The following is an 18,044-nucleotide window of genomic DNA, read 5'->3' on the forward strand; positions in this document are numbered from 1 at the left end:
TAAAAAACGTCAGGGTTTCATTTCTTATAAAAAGCTAGAAACAGTGCCAAATTATGAAGCCCCACTGCACGGTAAGTAACCAACCTCACAATAAGAGCTCCCAATAAAAGCCAAATTATCTTCATAATGCACATTGCAAAACCACAGAGCACACCAACAAGCATTAATACACTTTAACAAGTTTTAACAACTACGATTACATTAATTAAATCCTTAAAAACAACAACTTAAACAACAAATGAGCAAACAAAAACCACAAAGAACAAAATTAAAACAACACAAAAACAAACATAAACTCGACCAATAACACCAATAATAAGGAAGTTTTCTTATGTTTTTAGGGATTTCAAAACTAATTCTTGATCTAAAGCCGAAAGTAGTGCTATTCTTAATCACATAGCGATAGTTAACCAGATTTAGGAGTAGTGTTATGATTTCATCTTCGCAGAAACAAGGACTTGTAATGATCGCAGTAGTTGTTGGCCTTATGACACTACCGATGATGTACTAATCAAGTACCAAAAAAGAGAAAAGGGACGCCGAGGCGTCCCTTTTCTTTTATCTAAATCTGGCTACTTTGAGAATAGATGTAACGTCAGTACATCCCAGTTGGCATAATAGAATCCAGCCGCAGCCAGAGTCATTACCATCATCAAGAGAATAGCAACACGCCAAATAAAGCGCCCACTTCTTGGGGTCAACTCTTTCTCACAATCATTACACATCATGATGAACTGATGCTGATCTTCTAGTTTCGCATCATGCTCGTTGACCACCTTGTTTCGGCAAGTGGCAATGTAGCGTAGCTTTACCACCATATCGTGTGGCAATCTCTCTTCACAACTCGTGACTAGTTCATGCAGCCCTTCTCCCTCAGCGTGATACTGAAGCCGCAATAACTTCTCTATATTACGAGTCCTTGTGACTACTTTTTCAATGTCCGTCATATTGACCCTCCCACTCCACACTTTAATTTTAGTCGAGCTTTACCCTATTCTTATACAATTTGATCACGATTTACGTGAGAAAGAGACAATAAATAACAACGTCTTATCCACAAATGACAATGAAATGTGATATCAGCCGAAAAACAACTCGCTCAACTTACATCAATTCACGAATAGCGGCTTTAAACACATATCCCATCCAATCGACCGACTAGAATAGCCCTCAGGACTATATGGAGGTTGTATGCCTAATTCACTTTTTCTTGCGATTATTGTACTTGTCGCCCTAGCAGGCTGGGTTTTTGTTAGCTTTTACCGAAAGCATATGCAAGGAGAAAACGCGCCAGAGAAAAAGGTAGATGTCACGGTACTCGACAAACAATCCATTGACCTCCCTGATGCGCAACCTGGTCAAGAAGACCAAGAGTATTGGATCTACGTTCAACGTGGGCTGGTTGGCCCCAAACGTGAGTTCCAAGTAGGGGTCCATTACTTCCATGCTCTAAATCCTGGGGACAAAGGTACATTGACTTATCAGGGTGATAAATTTTTGCACTTTGCCCTCAAGCGCTAATTCCTTTTCTGCTTTAGATTATTAAGTTATGGCAATAACCAGCGTGTTTTCGCTGATTTTGCCATCAACCAACTCATCCACAGTGCGCCTGCACCGCTGATCACGACCCACAATGGTATCACCCAAGCTGGATGGCCTTGATACCAACCAAACTCTTTCATTGGCCATAAGAAGATAGGGTGCAACAGATAGATACCTAAGCTGTGCTTGCTGATGAAGCCCACCACTTTATTCGACTTATCCGATAGCCCTTCCCCAAAGTAGCGACACAGCATAAACACCATACTTGCAGCCAAGACTGTATTTAGCGTTTTGTAAGACAGCCAGCGCCCTACGGTGTACTTCTCTGCCGCGAGACTCGCATCAACGACCATATAAACCGTGGTAAACAGTGCCAAAGCACCCAATATCGTCGTCCCTGTGACCACAGGTGTGGTTAGAGGTAGCTTCTTATACAAGATATAGCCCAGAGGTAAATAACCTGTATATAGCCACAATTCATGACTCCATGGTCCATCTACCTTAAACAAGAACAGTAACGTGGTGAACAACCAGACCGCAGTGAAACTGTAGATGAACGCATCACCATACTTACGCAGTCCAATCTGCATAAACGGAATCACAAAATAGAGCGGTATGAAGTAGTAGAAGAACCCTAAGTGGTAGTAGGTATAGTGGTGATAGCTGTTACTCAGCACATCCCAACTGACCGAGGCATCATAGCCTGACGCAGACCAACCAGAGAGATAGGTATAGAACAGAGACCATACAAGAAATGGAATCAGAACCTTACCTAAACGTCGTTTTAAATAGTATTTGGCATCAAACGGGCGTTGATCACTGAGCATCAATGCGCCGGTAATCAAAATGAACACAGGAACTGCCCATCGGCTAAACCCATTCACCGTAATCGCTGTCAGCCACTCATTGAATGGAATCATATTGAGCTCATTGCGATAGGGTGCCAGCACATGAATTGCGATCACGGCCACTGCCGCTACACATCGTGCTAAATCAAAGAAGAGAATTCGCTGCTTCATCTAAATGCCTGATTAATATTCAATCATTCTACTATAGCAACAAAAAAGCTGACTGGTATGGTAACCAAGTCAGCTTATTGTTAAAGCAAGCTATGCTCACCAACAAAACACACTATTTTCGATTATGCGGTCTCTGTTTGTGGCACTTTCGGTAACTTTAGAGAAATAAGCGTTGTGAACGCTAAGAAAGTAAACGACACCCACAAACAGGCCGACAATCCACCCATTTGGAATACCAAGCCTGACAAAATTGTGCCAATCAAACGGCCCATCGCGTTCGCCATGTAGTAGAAACCGACATCAAGCGATACACCATCGCCTTTTGCATAGCTTACAATCAGGTATGAGTGCAGTGATGAGTTGACCGCGAAAATAGCACCAAACACCATTAAACCCGCGATAATCACTAACTCAGGCTGCCAACCAATTTGCACCGCATAGGCAATACCCGCCGTTACCAAAGCCAGTACACCAGCCCACAGTAGTGCAGCGTGTCCATCAGGTACCTTACCTTGCGCTTTACCGGTAATCTTAGGTGCTATGCCCTGAACAAAGCCGTAAGCAATCGTCCAAGCCGCTAAGAAGCCACCTACCCAAGAGTGATCCCAACCAAATACACTACCAAGATAAATTGGCAGAGCAATCACGAACCACACGTCACGAGCACCAAACAAGAACATGCGTGCCGCAGACAGGATGTTGATCGATTCAGACTTAGAGAAAATCTGTTTGAACTTAGGCTTGGTTTTCGCCTTGCCCATGTCTGCCTCTAAACTCACTAAGCTGCCAACGAAGACGAGAGTCAGCACAACCGCCATCGCCAACACCGCATATTGGAACCCAATGGTTGAGAGCAACAAACCGCCAATAAAGAAGCCTGCACCTTTCAGCGCATTCTTAGAACCAGTAAGAATCGCAATCCACTTATACAATGCGCCTTGCTGTTCATCCGGCACTAAGGTCTTAATTGAGCTCTTAGCACTCATCTTATTGAGATCTTTGGCAATACCCGACAATGCCTGCGCCGCCATCACCCAAGGTATGGTTAACATGGCCGATGGTAGTGCGAGCATACCCAAAGCGACAACTTGCATCCCAAGGCCAATGTTCATGGTTTTATTAAGACCGAGACGAGCGCCCAACCAACCACCAATAAGATTGGTCACTACGCCAAAGAATTCATAGAAAAGAAACAGCGAAGCGATCTCTAATGAACTGTAGCCAAGGTCATAGAAATACAGAACCACCAGCATGCGAAGTGCACCATCAGTAATGGTGAAGTTCCAGTAATTGAAGGTCACCAACATATATTGGCGAACGCTCTTACTTAGATTTGAAAACATAACGCTCTCTCTACAATCTAAACAAAAAGAGCTTTTGGATCACGATATGCTAAACACTCAAGATACCAAAAGCTCCTTGTCTAACATCGATGGTTGTTAGCTATTCGCTACACCATTAATGTACTCAACCTGGATGGGTTTTGTGAAAGCACCTGGGCGCAATGCTTGAACTTCTTGAACAATCTTATCAAGGTCCCAGCCTTTCTCTAGCAGTAGGTGTGCCGCAAACAAACCTGTGCGACCTGAGCCACCCATGCAATGCAGAGCAACTTTCGCACCGCTATCAACGATCTTGTGTAACTCTGGGCTTGCCGCTTGCCACTTCGCAGCGAAGTCAGCTTCCGGTGCGCAGTCGTCTTCAATTTCAATTTGGAACCACTGCATGCCTAGAGCACGAGTTTTCTCGCCAAGTGCGGCAACGTCTTTGCTTGCAAGCTCTGCATCGTCCAGTGCCGTTACAATGGCTTCAACGCCTTGCTCTTTCAGTTGAGCAAGAGATGAGTCAAGGTCTGCCTCTTTCGTACCAGGGCACGGAGTTAGGATAAGTGCACCTTTCTCAAGGTCTAGTTGCCAAGTCGGGTGGATATGATCAGGATGTGTCATTTTTATTCCTCAAATACTTACTTTGCTAGACCAACGTTGCGTACCAACTCAGCAGTACGCGTCGCGTAACCCATTTCGTTGTCGTACCAAGCGTAGATCTTCACCATGCGCTTACCAACTAACATAGTTGATAGTGCATCTACGATGGTAGAGCGTTGGTCGCCTTTGTAGTCGATAGACACCAATGGACGCTCCTCAAAGCCTAGAATGCCTTGTAGTTCGTTCTCAGATGCTTCTTTTAGCAGAGCGTTTACTTCTTCTGCTGTTGTGTCTTGCTTCACTTCGAAGATGATGTCAGTCAGAGACGCATTCGCTAGCGGTACACGCACCGCGTGGCCATTGATGCGGTTTTCTAGTTCAGGGAAAATCTCAACAATCGCCTTAGCAGAGCCGGTGGTTGTCGGGATTAGACTCATGCCACAAGCACGTGCACGACGTAGGTCTTTGTGCGGCGCGTCTAAAATCGTTTGTGTATTGGTAAGATCGTGAATCGTGGTGAAAGACGCGTTTTCGATACCCAGCTTCTCGTTGATCACTTTCACTACAGGTGCAATACAGTTTGTTGTACAAGACGCTGCCGTCACGATCTTGTGTACTGCTGGATCGAAGATATCATCGTTGATACCAACCACGATGTTCGCTACGCCGTCTTCTTTCACTGGTGCAGAAACCACAACGCGCTTCACGCCTTGCTCTAGGTATTTATTTAGGAACTTACCAGCACGGTGGACACCTGTTGCTTCAATCACAACATCACAACCAGACCAGTCAATCGCATCGATATCACACTCTTGAGTCGTCTTAATACGCTGACCATTGATGATCATCTCATCGCCTTCAGCGGTTACTTCATGGTGAAAGCGACCCTGAACCGAATCGAACTCTAGAAGATGAGCAAGCGTTGCTGTATCGCCCGCTACATCATTAATTTGCACAAACTCTAGCTCTTCCCAATCGAATGCTGCGCGAAGTGCTAGACGGCCGATACGACCAAAACCGTTAATACCTACTTTAACTGTCATCGTGTTTTCTCTCAGTCAGTGGTGAATCTAAAAATATTCCATTAAACACAACATTGAGGACGTGAAGTCATGGCTTCTAGACGCTCAATGTCTTGCTGATATTCAGTTTTCAAACAGTTGGATGCGATTAGGTCATCAATTAACTTTAGCATCCAACCTGGCAAATCTTTGGACAGACGATAGAACACCCACTGCCCTTGACGAACATCCGTGAGGATCCCATTTGAGCGCAATTGCGCTAAGTGACGAGACACCTTCGGCTGACTCTCTTGTAATGCTTCAGTTAGCTCACCAACAGATAAACACTCTTGGCGCACAATCAGCATTAAGCAGCGTACACGCGTTTCATCGGACAATAATTTAAAAAACTGGTGAGGAAGCATACTTGTATTCTCATATATGGATATGCGTATATATTAGTTATAAAAAAACGCACGTCAAGGCGTGCATTTCCACTGTCATAAAAGTTTAATACTTGTACCGTTAGGTTTGACTAGTCACACTGTGGCTCCAACGCTGCGCCTCGGTCAGCTCAGCTTTAACTTGGTCGACACTCAACCCTAACCTATTACAGTACTCTTCTATCTGGCGCCAATCAGCATGTTCAAAGCTCTCTTCCAAAGCCAAAAGCTGACCATACGGCCCCTCTCGACGCAACAGCGCTAACTTAATGATCTCGCATAGTGGCAGTTGTTCAACTAAGTGCTCCAGCGACAGATCGAGTAACGCATCCAACAACGAGAATAGCCCAATCATAAAGGCTTGCTCAGTATGCCCTTCAAAGGGTTGGTAACGAGACATCCGCTGACAGAACTGGGCACGTTGCAAAGATAAGCTGTATAACTCTTTTGGCTTCTTATCAGAGACATAAGAGGCGACCGCCAGTGAGACAAACATCTTGAGGTTATCTTGCCCCAAATACACCAATGCCTGACGAAATGAAGAGATACTGACCTCTAAGCGCGGCGACATGGTGTTCACAAATCGGAGTAGCTTGTAAGAAAGTGCCACGTCTTTTGCCACAATACTTTCCACACGCTGAAAGTCGACGTTGGGCTTACAGACTTCTTGGAACAACTCCATCGCAATCACATGCTCAGGGCTGATGTACTTCGTTTTCACCATTTCTGGCTTACTGAAGAAGTACCCTTGAAAAAACTTAAAACCCGCCTTCTTTGCTTGTTGAAACTCCTCTTCCGTTTCAACACGTTCCGCCAAAAAGCTGTATTTCTTGCCTTGATGCTTTTGCACCAATTCACACGCCGCATCCAACCCCATCTGCATGATGTCGAGCTTTACAATGTGCGTATACCTCAGAAACGCTTCCCACTCTGGTGTCGATGTAAAGTCGTCCAATGCGATCATATAACCCTGTTGGTAGAGATCTTTAACCGCCTCCAATAGCTCGGGTGTCGGTGGACAGGTCTCCAAAATCTCAATAACCACTTTGTCTTTGGGCAAGCTTTGAGGAAGACGACGCAGTAGGCTTTGATATGGAAAGTTAATGAAACAGCGAGATGAAGGGATCGATGGGTTGAGACCCACCGATAAGAAATTTTCGACAATCAAACGATACGTAGCTCGATTCGACTCAACATGCGCAGGGTAGGCATTATTTTCCCCATCACGAAACAGCAACTCATAACCAAGGGTGTGCTTTTTTCGATTAAAGATAGGTTGTCGAGCGACGTATGTAGCGGTCATCTATTTTCTAACTCTATGATTGGTTAAGCCTTGGCAGCAGCAAGCAATGCACCGCATCCCATGAACATACCACCAAAAATTTTATTTATCTTACCCATTACGCGATCTGAGCGAATAAAACGTCCCATTTGTGATGCCAATGAGGTGTAGCCCAACATAACAACGCTATCAATGAATACCGTAGTCACACCAAGTACCAAAAGCTGCGGAGCTTGAGGCTGTGAAGGGTCTATAAATTGCGGGAACAATGCAACCAAAAATACGATAGATTTCGGATTTGTAAGATTAATTAAGACCGCATTGCGCAAAAGTGCCCAACTTGACTGCGATACACCCTCTTCGGTAGCCACCATGCTCGACGTGTCACGCCACTTTTGAATACCAAGCCAGATAAGATAGACCACACCAACCCATTTAATTAATGTGAACGCGAACGCCGATTTAGCCACCAGCGCGCCAATCCCAGCTCCCACCAATAAAATATGAAATGCCAAACCAATTTGCAGGCCAGCAATAGAAGCCAATGATTTACGAGTACCATAGCTTAGACCATTGCTGATCGAATTCACGGTACCTGAGCCCGGCGCTAAACTAAACAGAATTGCGGTCACGACATAAGCGAGCCAAACATGAGTATCCATTGCATTTCCTTAGCAGTACTTTAATCTAACAACATCAATAGCGATAAAAGCTCTCATCAGTATTCTTTCAGGTAACTTCTCATGGCAAACAGCGCTGCCGCACCTTCTTATTTCACTCAAGAGCCTCAATTTGAGGAAGCGATTAAACACCCGATCTCAGCCTTTTGGCAACAAAGAAATGAAGGTTATGTCACCTCATCGAGCAAGAAAAAACTCTACTGGTCGAGCTTTACTTCACCACTGCATAGCAAAGCAATTGTGATCTCGAATGGGCGCATAGAGTGCTGCGAAAAATACCAAGAGCTTTTTTACGATCTCTACCATCAAGGTTATGACATTTACTCTTTTGATCATCAAGGTCAAGGGCGTTCACAACGCAGTGTGCAAGACTCTGACATTGGTCATATTCATGAGTTTGATGATTACATCCGTGATATGCGTGAGATTCTCCAACACTTCCCACTCGATAAATACCAGCAACGCTACTTACTCGCTCATTCGATGGGCAGCACCATCGCGACTCGCTACTTACAAACAACACCAGACCACTGCTTTGAAAAGGTCGTCTTATGTGCGCCTATGTTTGGCGTCAATACAGATTGGTACCTTAAACCTATCGCTATGTTCGTTGCACAACTGCTAACGGGGCTATACGCCAAGCCAACTTATGCGCCGGGACATAAAGCGTATTACGCTAAACCTTTTGAAAACAACCTGCTCAGTCAGAGCAAAGTTCGCTACCAGTGGTTCAGAAAGCTGTATGACGACAATCCAGCGATTCAAGTTGGCGGACCAAGCACGCGTTGGGTATGGCAAGGCTTAATGGCGGCGAAACAAGCCATTCAGCAAACGCGCCAAATTAAAATTCCCCTTTTGTTGATTCAAGCCGGTAATGAGCAGATCGTTTGCAATCAAGCTCAACAGAACTTCATTAATAAACTGCGCAAAACAAACGCCGACAGCAAGATGGTCACCATCAATGACGCTAGACATGAAGTGCTGTTTGAAATTGACCAATATCGAAATCAAACTCTGGATTCGATTGTTGAGTTTTTTCGTTAGAGGGGTTCGCTAAAGAGGAAGACAAGTAATAGAGCTTTGCCCTCTTTTGTTGTACTAATTTCACGTACAATTTGTCTTACAACATTGGACACCAACCTCTGCTTGGTGTCTCTATTAATCAAGTACGCTGTATCGAGGGTTAAATGACGATTCCTGCACTGAAAGATTCCATCAATATTGTTGCCTCTGATCTTGATGGCACACTGCTTGCTCCTAACCACAAGTTGAGTGATTTTACCAAGCAGACGTTGAAGAAATTACACCAGCAAGGCTTCACCTTTATCTTTGCCACTGGTCGACACCATGTTGACGTTGCGGGTATTCGTCAGCAAGTCGGTATCCCAGCGTATATGATCACCTCTAACGGCGCTCGCGTGCATGACCAAAACGATCAGTTGATGTACAGCCAGAACGTACCTCAAGAGCTTGTTCAACCAATACTCGATATCGTTCGTCAAGATACGAATATTTTCATCCATATGTACCAAAACGATGACTGGTTGCTGGATCGTGAAGATGAGATGCTAGCCAAGTTCCATAGCGAGTCTGGCTTTAGCTACAAACGCTTTGAAGCTGAACAGGCACCCACTGATGGTATCGCGAAGGTATTCTTTACTCACCCTGAACATGATCATGAATACCTAGTGACGTTCGAGCAGAAGTTGCGAGACACCTTTGGCGATAAGCTGAACATCTCCTTCTCTACCCCTTGGTGTTTGGAAATCATGGCTGCTGAGGTATCAAAAGGCCACGCGCTAGAAGCCGTTGCAAAATCACTAGACCTCACTCTAGATAACTGCATTGCCTTTGGTGATGGTATGAACGATGCCGAAATGTTAGCGATGGCAGGTAAAGGCCTAGTAATGGGCACATCACATGAGAAAGTGATGCAAGCATTGCCAAACAACGAAGTAATCGGTAGCAACGCGGATGATGCCGTAGCTCACTACCTTGAAGATCATCTGTTGTAACTGTCTCTCCCCTAAAAACTAAAAAGGCAGCCAACCGCTGCCTTTTTTGAACCTTCATGTTCTCATAAGCTCTAACGCTATCGAGAACCCAGTACCTCTTTGTTTAAAATAGCGTGCCACTCTTGCTCTGTCACTGGCATGATGGATAAGCGATTGCCTCGCTTTACTAATGGCATATTTTCAAGTTCAGGCATCGCTTTCAGCGTCGCTAAAGGAATCAAACGTTCTGTGGTTCGAACATACTCGACATCGACCATCACCCAACGAGGATTGTCTGGTGACGATTTAGCATCGTAGTAATCACTCTCTGGATCAAACTGAAAATGATCCGGATAGGCTTCTCGTGTCACTTTAGCGATACCGGCAACACCGACTTTTTTGCAAGACGAATGGTAAATCATCACTAGGTCACCCAATTTGACCTGATCACGCATCATATTACGAGCTTGATAGTTACGAACGCCCTCCCAACAAGAGGTGTTTTGCACACGCAAGGTATGAATAGAGAAGGTGTCGGGTTCTGTTTTAAATAACCAATATGCCATAATAAATCCAATTAACGGTTGCTCCGAGGAAGATATAACATGAAGGTACTTAAAAACCCAGCCGTGTGGCTGACGGCCATCGCTCTGACGGGTTGTAGTCAAACCCAACTATCCCCTTCAGAATCAGAGAAGTCGCCCACTGCCAGCTTAGATGCGCCGAGTACCATTCAGCCACAAACCTTTATTATGCGTGGTCAAGTGATTGTCGGCCATGAGAGCCGCACTTTTACTCCTTGTGGTAGCCAAGAACAATACTGGCTAGATTTATCACCAGAGCTGGCACTGGAGGCTCAAGGACTCTCTAATACTCCCTACCAACCAATGTATGGCGAGCTTATTGGCCACCTGACCGTACCTAGCCAAACCGGATATAACGCCGATTTCACAGCACGCTTTGTTGTCGACCAAGTAAACATTCTGACGGCAGAAAACCCAAACCGCTGCAACCAACCACTTAAACCAACACGTGTCTTTGGTAATGAACCTTTCTGGTCGGCGCAATTCGATAAGAGCAACATTACCTACTCACAAATGGGTGAGACACCACAAGCTTTTGAGATTCAGTCAAGCCGTATGAGCAGCGAACAGCGTCAGTATCAATTAAGTAGCGACCAAAGCGATGGCGAACTGAACCTCACTAAGAGCCGTTGTAACGATACCATGAGTGATAGCTTGTACGGCTGGAATGCCGAGCTCACCCTCAATGATAAGACCCACAAAGGCTGCGCTACGCTCTCTAATCAAGACCCAACCCTAGAATGGGCAGATCGCTACTTTGCTAGCTCAACACAAAATGCCGGCTTCTCAGTGGCTCTTGAATTGAATGCTGACCATAGTGCAATTACCACTTACTCATACAGCAACGGTGATGATCCTATTATTGAGCAAGGGTTTTGGCAGCAGCTCAACACCAACCAAGTTCAAGTGGTCATGACGCGCCACCAGCAACAATATCTTATCTCAGAGCGTATTTTTACTCGTGAAGGCAACCAGTTGACGGCGAAAAAAGAGCGTGTGGGCAATGTTGTGTATCCAATAGCCGATGGTGGTCTGGTTCTCTTTAAAACCAAAGAGCAACAAGATCTGACCACAGTGACGGAATCATCCGCCGATCTTACACCTCAGAAAATCGATGGTAGGGATCAACTTGATCCCAAGGTCGACCGTGCGATGCGTGATTATTTTAAGATCCACAAGACCTCAACTGACGATACCCAATATCGTTGGCTGACCTATGACCTCAATGGTGATGGCCAAGAGGAACTACTGGCTCAGCTTAATTGGTGTGGTTCTGGAGGATGCACTCTGCTTATCTTTGAAAACCATCAACAACAGTGGCGCTTCAACAGTCGTATCACCTTAGTACAGGGAGCGATTCATTTAGGTGCCGAACAACATAACGGTTGGCAAGATCTCGTCTTTAATGTCAGTGGTGGCGGTGCTACACCAGCACAACATGTGTTGCAGTATTCAGGTGTCAGTTACCCACTCAACCCAAGCGTCGCGCCTACAACCACCAACGACAAAGTGAGCCAAGTCATTCTGTTTGCCGACGAAACATCTCCGATGCAAAAAGGAGTTAAACTCTAATATGGAAAAGGTTGTGGCTTGCCAACGATGTGGCTTCACTCATCAATGTATTTGCTCGTTGATCCCCACTCTTGAAAGCTCTGTAAACATTGCACTGCTTACTCACGAGAACGAACTCCAACGTGATACCAACACTGGAAAACTACTGCAACAAACACTGCCCAACTGTCGCAGCTATGTTTGGCAGCGTAAGTCTGCTCCCACAGACTTAATGGCGATGATCAATGATGATGCGATACAAGCTTTGCTCTTATTTCCAAGTGAGCAGAGTGTTGAAGTCAGTGAGGTCACTAAAGATTATCCAGTAGAAAGCCACAAATTATTGTTTATTGTGCTCGATGCGACATGGCAAGAAGCGAAGAAAATGATGAACAAAAGCCCATGGTTAAAAGACATCCCACAGGTACACCTCACCCCTAATTTGGATTCAGCCTATACCTTGAGGCGCAATCAAGACTCAGGGCACTTATGTACTTGTGAGGTTGGTAGCCTACTACTGAGTCAATTGGGTGAAACTGAGCAAGCTCAACAGCTCAACCAGTACTTCCAACACTACTTGAAAGTCTTCCAGGCCGATAAAAGTGGCCATGCGTTAAGGTAAAAAAACCAAAGAGCGAGCCTTAGCTCGCTCTTTACGTTTCACGTGAAACAGTAGTCAATCAGAAATCAGAACAGGCGCTTAGGCTCTCCGACGAAATAGCCTTGTAGGTAATCGACGCCCATGCCCTCAGCAATCCTACACACCTCTTGATTATGAACAAATTCCGCCACGGTTTTAGCATTCAGTATCTGACACAGGCTGACCAGTTGCTGCGCTATCTTACGCTGCTTCATATCCTGATCAATATTGCGAATCAAACTACCATCGAGCTTAATTATCTGCGGCTCCAGCTTAAGGATCTCATCAATGTTGGAGTATCCAGAACCAAAATCATCAACAATGATGTTCACACCCAGCTCTCTGAAGTGATTACAGATTTCGATTAAGCGACCGTAATCCTTGATTTGTTCCGTCTCTAACACCTCTAAGCCGATACGCTGTGGATGACTGATGCTTTTAATTGCCTGCTCAAGGTGGAGTACCGTTTTCTCGTTGGTGAAATCTTGTGGTGCCAGGTTAATACTAAATGAGTCGGTTCGGGTGCTCATAAAATCAAAGGTACGCGAGATCATTTGGCGACTTAATCGAGTGTAAAGATGAGTGCCTTCAATAATCGGTAAGAAGCGTCCCGGAGTGATCAGCTCTCCTTCTTCCTCGATGCGAACTAAACACTCATAACTCTCCACTTGATGAGAATGAGCCGACACTATGGGTTGAGCACAAGCGACCACATTCTTGTTCATAACCGCTCGACTAACACAAGACAACCAACGCAGCTGCTCTTGGCGCTGTTTTTCTAGCTGAACCAAGGTCTTTGCGTTAACGAGATGTTTGTTTTGACTGACCGCACTACGACGAGCATCAATCGACTTCAGCAATAAATCATCAATCGATGTGGTCGGAAAATCACGACGACTCGCAATCCCCGCGCCAATTGATACCGACAAGTAATCAATATCAGGGAGCCCCATCGGCTCAAAGTTGACATGCTCAGTCTCATCGGCAAATTCAGAGAAGCGCTGTTGTATGTATTCATCACTGGACAAGCTATCAAAGACCACCGCCCACTCACCGATACCCACGCTGTAGAGCTGACACTCTTGTTCGAAAAAACGAGTCAACGAACTTTGGAAGTGCTCACTCAAGTCGTTAAGAAGCTTGTCCCCTACACGGTAGCCATACTTCTCATTAATTTGGCTAAATGTCGTGACCTTGAGCGTGAGCAAGTGGCTAGCTCCACCCATTCGAGCCAATCTTTCGCGCAGAACACTCCGGTTAGGTAAACCCGTTCGACGATCAACACGATAACTGGCGGTTAGAGCCGTTGCCTGTTGTTGGATCTTGTTGACCATGCTGTTGTTCATGTCATCAACGTCCATCAAGGCATTGCGAATCAGTGAAAACAGAGGGGATATATTACTCGCAGGCTGACTGCTTAACTGACGACAGTTTGAATGCTTGCCCTCACTAAGAGCCATATAGGTTAAGCTATGGTGCAATAGACGTTGTTGCCCTTGCTCGTGGAACAACTCCCCCATACAGTAAACACCATAAGTGTCGGTCAGCTTCTGGAAGATCTCGACCTCTTGGTTCCCTTCAATAAAGTCCAAGCGAGAAGTGCAATTATAGACAAAGAAGCACTCTGGAGAGTGTAAGGCAACTTGCTCAACCCCTAACCTGACTTGTTCCAGTGTTAGCGAAGGATGGTCATAACAGAAACGCACCTCCTCCCCAACGTGAAACTCTCCGCTGAACTCAATCTCACCATTATTCGCCATTTTAACTGGCAAATGAATATTCTGTTTTTTCGGGTCACCAACCATCAACGGGAAGTTGTGTAGCTGTTCAAAGGGTACTTCGAGACCATCAGCCAGATAACGATTATAAAGCTCTCGAATCGGCACCTCGTCCAACTCAATGAGACGAGTGCCTTGCGCCGCGGTAACACGGAAGGTTTTGCCAATTGGATTCCACTCGGTGAAGTAACCTCGATTAACAGCGAGCTTTTCACTGTGTAGTGCAACCATGACATAGGCTTCTTGATAACAGCACCCATTACTCATCACCCAGCGCCCAGATGGAGTGATGGTCGATGCGCCACCACAGATTGGAATATTCAGAGATGAGCGTTCAAACGCATAGAAGAGATCCGTTTTATCCAGCGTTAGGCAATCAGCAAAACAGATCGCCGTTTGGGTTCCCTCATGGCAATCGAGCTGACGTAACATATCGTCGCTATCTCGAGCCAAATCATCACTATATGGAACCACGGCTGAGCTAAAGGTAGTCGAAGAGAAACTGCTAAAGACCGCCAGTAACCCTTGGTGTCTAAGCTCGCCCTTATCAATGAAGTGTTCAGCACTGCAGCCAATAGAAGTAGAGTTAGGAAAACGCGCATGAATAATCTGACACGCAGCTTCAACTCTCTCTTGCTCAAAAGAAGAGAAAATCTGAACCAAAAGCGTGTCGCTCGTTGCGAAACTTACAGTCTCTAGCTCAACTGCAAGCTGCTCTATATCATGTATAAAGAGAGAAAATGACTGCATAACCACATTAATCGCTGCATTAATGATTTGTTATTGTGCTGATTATCGATAAGCCTTGCACGTATTACTTACAATCATCCTGTAAGATCTGTGAGCTCAGTTAGGGATGATTCCTTAATAAATCATAGAATATGCAGCGAATTTCTCGAGAGCTGTATGCACATCACATTGTGCTTTAGACACCTTTAAGCGAAACGTTTTTAGTTAGAACAAACGCTTAGGTTCTCCAAAGTAATAACCTTGCAGATAATCAATTCCCATATCTTCCGCTAACTCGCACACTTGTTGATTGTGAACGAACTCAGCGACAGTTTTCGCATTAAATACCTGACACAGCTTCACCAACTGAGCAGCAATACTGCGCTGTTTTGGGTCTCTATCGATGTTACGGATGAGACTACCATCTAACTTGATGATCTGAGGTTCTAATTTGATGATCTCATCAATGTTGGAATACCCAGAGCCAAAATCATCAACGATAATGCGAGCGCCTAAGGCTCTAAAGTGATCACACACTTCAATCATTCGTCCGTAGTCTTTAATCTGCTCAGACTCCAACACTTCTAAGCCCAGTCTAGTCGGATCGTTCATCCCTTGAATCGCCGTTTCCAGTATCATCAAGGTTTTATCGCTCAATAGATCTTGCGGTGACAAGTTTATGGAGAACGCACCTTGCTTATCTGCCAAATGACCAATCGTGTTTTTAATCATATGACGACTGAGGCGCGTGTACAGGTGAGTATCAGCGATAATAGGTAGGAACTTGCCCGGAGGTACGATATTTCCATCGTCCATAATACGAACCAGACACTCTTGGCTCACTTCTTCATGACTGCCAGCTGCAACGATAGGTTGTGAGTACGTGATGATATTTTGACTCAAGATGGCGCGGCTTACACAAGACAACCATCCGAGCTGATCTTTACGGTCTTCTTCACTTACCTGAATGTCTTTCGCGTTAGTGATATGGGTATTGTTACGCACCCCATAGCGCCGAGCTTCGATGGCCTTTAATAGAATTTCTTCACCCGAATCTTCTGTAAAGTCACAGCGGCTCGCAAAGCCACCACACAACGAAACAGAGAGATAATCTACATCCGCTAAACCATAAGGTTCAAAATTGATGTGCTCGATGTCATCTGCAAATTGGGCAAAACGGTATTTAATCAACTCGCTCTGAACCAGAGCATCAAAGATGATGGCCCACTCACCCACGCCGATACTAAACAGTTGTACGCGCTCAAGAGAATCTTTATCCGCATTATTTTGTAATTGCTCTACGAAATGAGTGGATAGATCTCTGAGCAGTTGGTCTCCAACCTGGTAGCCATACTTTTCATTCACTTGATGGAAGTTCGTCAGCTTTAAGGTGAGCAGATGCTCCGAACTCTTCATGCTATTAAGCTGCTCTTTGAGCACGATGCGATTTGGTAAACCGGTGCGCGAATCCACGCGATAACTTTCAGTGAGACGGCGCGTTTGTTGATGAAGTTTCTTCTCCATCTGGCTGTTCATATGGTCAAGGTCGGCAACCGCATTTCTGACCAGATTAAGCAGCGGTGACACCATAGAGTCGATATGATCATCCGTTCGACTGTATTCAATCAACTCATGGGATTCACGCATCGCCACATAGGTAAGGCTATGGTGCAAAATCTCTTGTTGTGTGTCCGTTCGATACAGTTCACCCATGCAGTAGGCTCCGCATGCATCAACAACGCCTTCAAACGGCTTAAGCTCTGTACGACTATCAATAAACTCTAATCGTGACACACAGTTGTAGATCATCACTGATTCGGGTTGATGCATCGCCAAAACTTCCGCACCGTGACGAACCTTCTCTGCGGTCAGTGATGGATGGTTATAGCAGAATTGAGCCTCTTCACCGACTTGCCAAGCACTATCAAACTCGATACTGCCATCATCATTGATTCGCAGCGGCGTCGAAATACCCTTCTTTCTGCCGGATTCACGATACAGAGGGAAACTCATCAGCTGACTAAAGGGAATATCTTTACCGTCGGCTAAGTAGTGTTTAAATACATCAATAGCAGGCTTATCGTTGAGACTATACAGGCGATGCCCTTCAGCACGAGTGACTCTAAGCTTCATGCCGATAGGGTTCCACTCAGAGTAAGCGCCCGACCATACCTTTAAGTTAGGGTTATGCAGTGCAACGGCAACACAAGCATGTTGATATACCTGACCGTTATACATCACCCAACGGCCATACGCATTCTCGTGACACAAACCACCAGCGACAGGCACCGAATAAGGCAACGTGTCAAAGCCTGCATAAATCGGGTAATCACAGCCCTCTAGTTGGTCGCAAATACTGATCACGGTTTGGCTGTGCTCGGTTAAGTTGAGTGCGTTAACCAGCGCTAATCCATCCAGCCCAGTTTTGCCACTAAATGGTACAACGGTAGAACTTAGCGTCGTCTCTTCAAACTCACTGATCATCAGCAAACTGCCGCTGCTTACCTGACGATTATTGTGAATCATATGCTGAACGCTCTGACCGATTAAGGTCGCGCCTTTGAGGTACGTCAATGTGATATCGGCTAAGCGACTCGCCGATTGGCTGGAAAGTGTAGAGTGTAACTGAATAAGGTACTGTTTATCGGCATGCCACACTTTTTGTTGTAGATAGGTTTCTAAGGATTCCTCAGAGTTGACGAGAAAAGTGTAGGTATGCATGCCAAGCCTTGTTGTAATCATATAAGTAGACGACAACAGCTTTAATGATGGATATGAATACGATGAAAGCCGTTGTCGATTAGAGAAGCTATTACTGCTTCTTAAACGAAACTCAATGTAACAAGACCCTATAATAAATGCGACATAAGCTTAAG

16 protein-coding genes are annotated in these 18,044 nt (G+C 45.2%); 5 read left to right on the plus strand and 11 right to left on the minus strand.

The genetic code is table 11. The features are described 5' to 3' along the window. Positions 1–572: 572 nt before the first annotated feature. Complete coding sequence (locus tag OCV50_RS13905) at positions 573–947, minus strand: DUF4145 domain-containing protein (RefSeq protein WP_239843088.1); 375 nt, start codon at positions 945–947, stop codon at positions 573–575. A 244-nt stretch (positions 948–1,191) separates the two neighbouring features. On the opposite strand from OCV50_RS13905, the gene OCV50_RS13910 reads away from it, so the two are divergent. Further along, the gene (locus OCV50_RS13910) at positions 1,192–1,521 is read left to right on the plus strand and encodes a DUF2500 domain-containing protein (protein ID WP_261903299.1); all 330 of its coding nucleotides are present in this window, start codon (positions 1,192–1,194) and stop codon (positions 1,519–1,521) included. Between the two features lie 26 nt (positions 1,522–1,547). On the opposite strand, the gene OCV50_RS13915 is transcribed toward OCV50_RS13910, so the two are convergent. The 7 genes from OCV50_RS13915 to rhtB all read right to left on the minus strand — a co-directional run bounded on the left by OCV50_RS13915 (position 1,548) and on the right by rhtB (position 7,874). Further along, on the minus strand, positions 1,548–2,561 hold the full coding sequence (locus tag OCV50_RS13915; RefSeq protein ID WP_261903300.1) for an acyltransferase: 1,014 nt from the start codon (positions 2,559–2,561) through the stop codon (positions 1,548–1,550). Positions 2,562–2,683: 122 nt separating this feature from the next. Continuing rightward, positions 2,684–3,904 (minus strand): organoarsenical effux MFS transporter ArsJ, encoded by a 1,221-nt coding sequence (gene arsJ, locus OCV50_RS13920; RefSeq protein ID WP_261903301.1) that lies wholly within the window; start codon positions 3,902–3,904, stop codon positions 2,684–2,686. 96 nt (positions 3,905–4,000) lie between these two features. Next, complete coding sequence (locus OCV50_RS13925; protein WP_261903302.1) at positions 4,001–4,507, minus strand: cyclin-dependent kinase inhibitor 3 family protein; 507 nt, start codon at positions 4,505–4,507, stop codon at positions 4,001–4,003. A gap of 17 nt (positions 4,508–4,524) precedes the next feature. Next, complete coding sequence (locus OCV50_RS13930; protein WP_261903303.1) at positions 4,525–5,529, minus strand: ArsJ-associated glyceraldehyde-3-phosphate dehydrogenase; 1,005 nt, start codon at positions 5,527–5,529, stop codon at positions 4,525–4,527. A 41-nt stretch (positions 5,530–5,570) separates the two neighbouring features. Continuing rightward, a complete protein-coding gene (locus OCV50_RS13935) occupies positions 5,571–5,912 on the minus strand; it encodes an ArsR/SmtB family transcription factor (RefSeq protein WP_171761272.1) in 342 nt (113 codons plus the stop codon). Positions 5,913–6,012: 100 nt separating this feature from the next. Next, positions 6,013–7,233 carry an EAL and HDOD domain-containing protein gene (locus OCV50_RS13940; RefSeq protein ID WP_239843095.1) on the minus strand — a complete coding sequence of 407 codons (1,221 nt, stop codon included), beginning with the start codon at positions 7,231–7,233 and terminating at the stop codon, positions 6,013–6,015. A gap of 23 nt (positions 7,234–7,256) precedes the next feature. Next, positions 7,257–7,874, minus strand: coding sequence for a homoserine/homoserine lactone efflux protein (gene rhtB, locus OCV50_RS13945; protein ID WP_239843096.1), 618 nt, complete (start codon positions 7,872–7,874; stop codon positions 7,257–7,259). Between the two features lie 81 nt (positions 7,875–7,955). Between rhtB and OCV50_RS13950 the strand changes: the two genes are divergently transcribed. Both OCV50_RS13950 and OCV50_RS13955 read left to right on the plus strand, forming a co-directional pair. Continuing rightward, positions 7,956–8,936 carry an alpha/beta fold hydrolase gene (locus tag OCV50_RS13950; RefSeq protein WP_261903304.1) on the plus strand — a complete coding sequence of 327 codons (981 nt, stop codon included), beginning with the start codon at positions 7,956–7,958 and terminating at the stop codon, positions 8,934–8,936. Positions 8,937–9,079: 143 nt separating this feature from the next. After that, a complete protein-coding gene (locus OCV50_RS13955) occupies positions 9,080–9,907 on the plus strand; it encodes a Cof-type HAD-IIB family hydrolase (protein WP_261903305.1) in 828 nt (275 codons plus the stop codon). A 77-nt stretch (positions 9,908–9,984) separates the two neighbouring features. Here OCV50_RS13955 and OCV50_RS13960 read toward each other — a convergent pair whose 3' ends face one another. After that, on the minus strand, positions 9,985–10,452 hold the full coding sequence (locus OCV50_RS13960) for an EVE domain-containing protein (RefSeq protein WP_261903306.1): 468 nt from the start codon (positions 10,450–10,452) through the stop codon (positions 9,985–9,987). 39 nt (positions 10,453–10,491) lie between these two features. On the opposite strand from OCV50_RS13960, the gene OCV50_RS13965 reads away from it, so the two are divergent. Together OCV50_RS13965 and OCV50_RS13970 are read left to right on the plus strand one after the other, a co-directional pair. Further along, positions 10,492–12,042: a COG3650 family protein gene (locus OCV50_RS13965; RefSeq protein WP_261903307.1), complete on the plus strand. Its 1,551-nt coding sequence runs from the start codon at positions 10,492–10,494 to the stop codon at positions 12,040–12,042. Position 12,043: 1 nt separating this feature from the next. Then, a complete protein-coding gene (locus OCV50_RS13970) occupies positions 12,044–12,643 on the plus strand; it encodes a tRNA-uridine aminocarboxypropyltransferase (protein ID WP_261903308.1) in 600 nt (199 codons plus the stop codon). 65 nt (positions 12,644–12,708) lie between these two features. Here OCV50_RS13970 and OCV50_RS13975 read toward each other — a convergent pair whose 3' ends face one another. After that, entirely contained in the window at positions 12,709–15,189 is a 2,481-nt protein-coding gene (locus OCV50_RS13975) for a bifunctional diguanylate cyclase/phosphodiesterase (RefSeq protein WP_261903309.1), read from the minus strand. A 204-nt stretch (positions 15,190–15,393) separates the two neighbouring features. After that, positions 15,394–17,889 carry a bifunctional diguanylate cyclase/phosphodiesterase gene (locus OCV50_RS13980; protein WP_261903310.1) on the minus strand — a complete coding sequence of 832 codons (2,496 nt, stop codon included), beginning with the start codon at positions 17,887–17,889 and terminating at the stop codon, positions 15,394–15,396. Between the last annotated feature and the right edge of the window lie 155 nt (positions 17,890–18,044).

Origin of the sequence: Vibrio fortis (genome assembly GCF_024347475.1) — a bacterium.
GTDB lineage: Bacteria > Pseudomonadota > Gammaproteobacteria > Enterobacterales > Vibrionaceae > Vibrio > Vibrio fortis.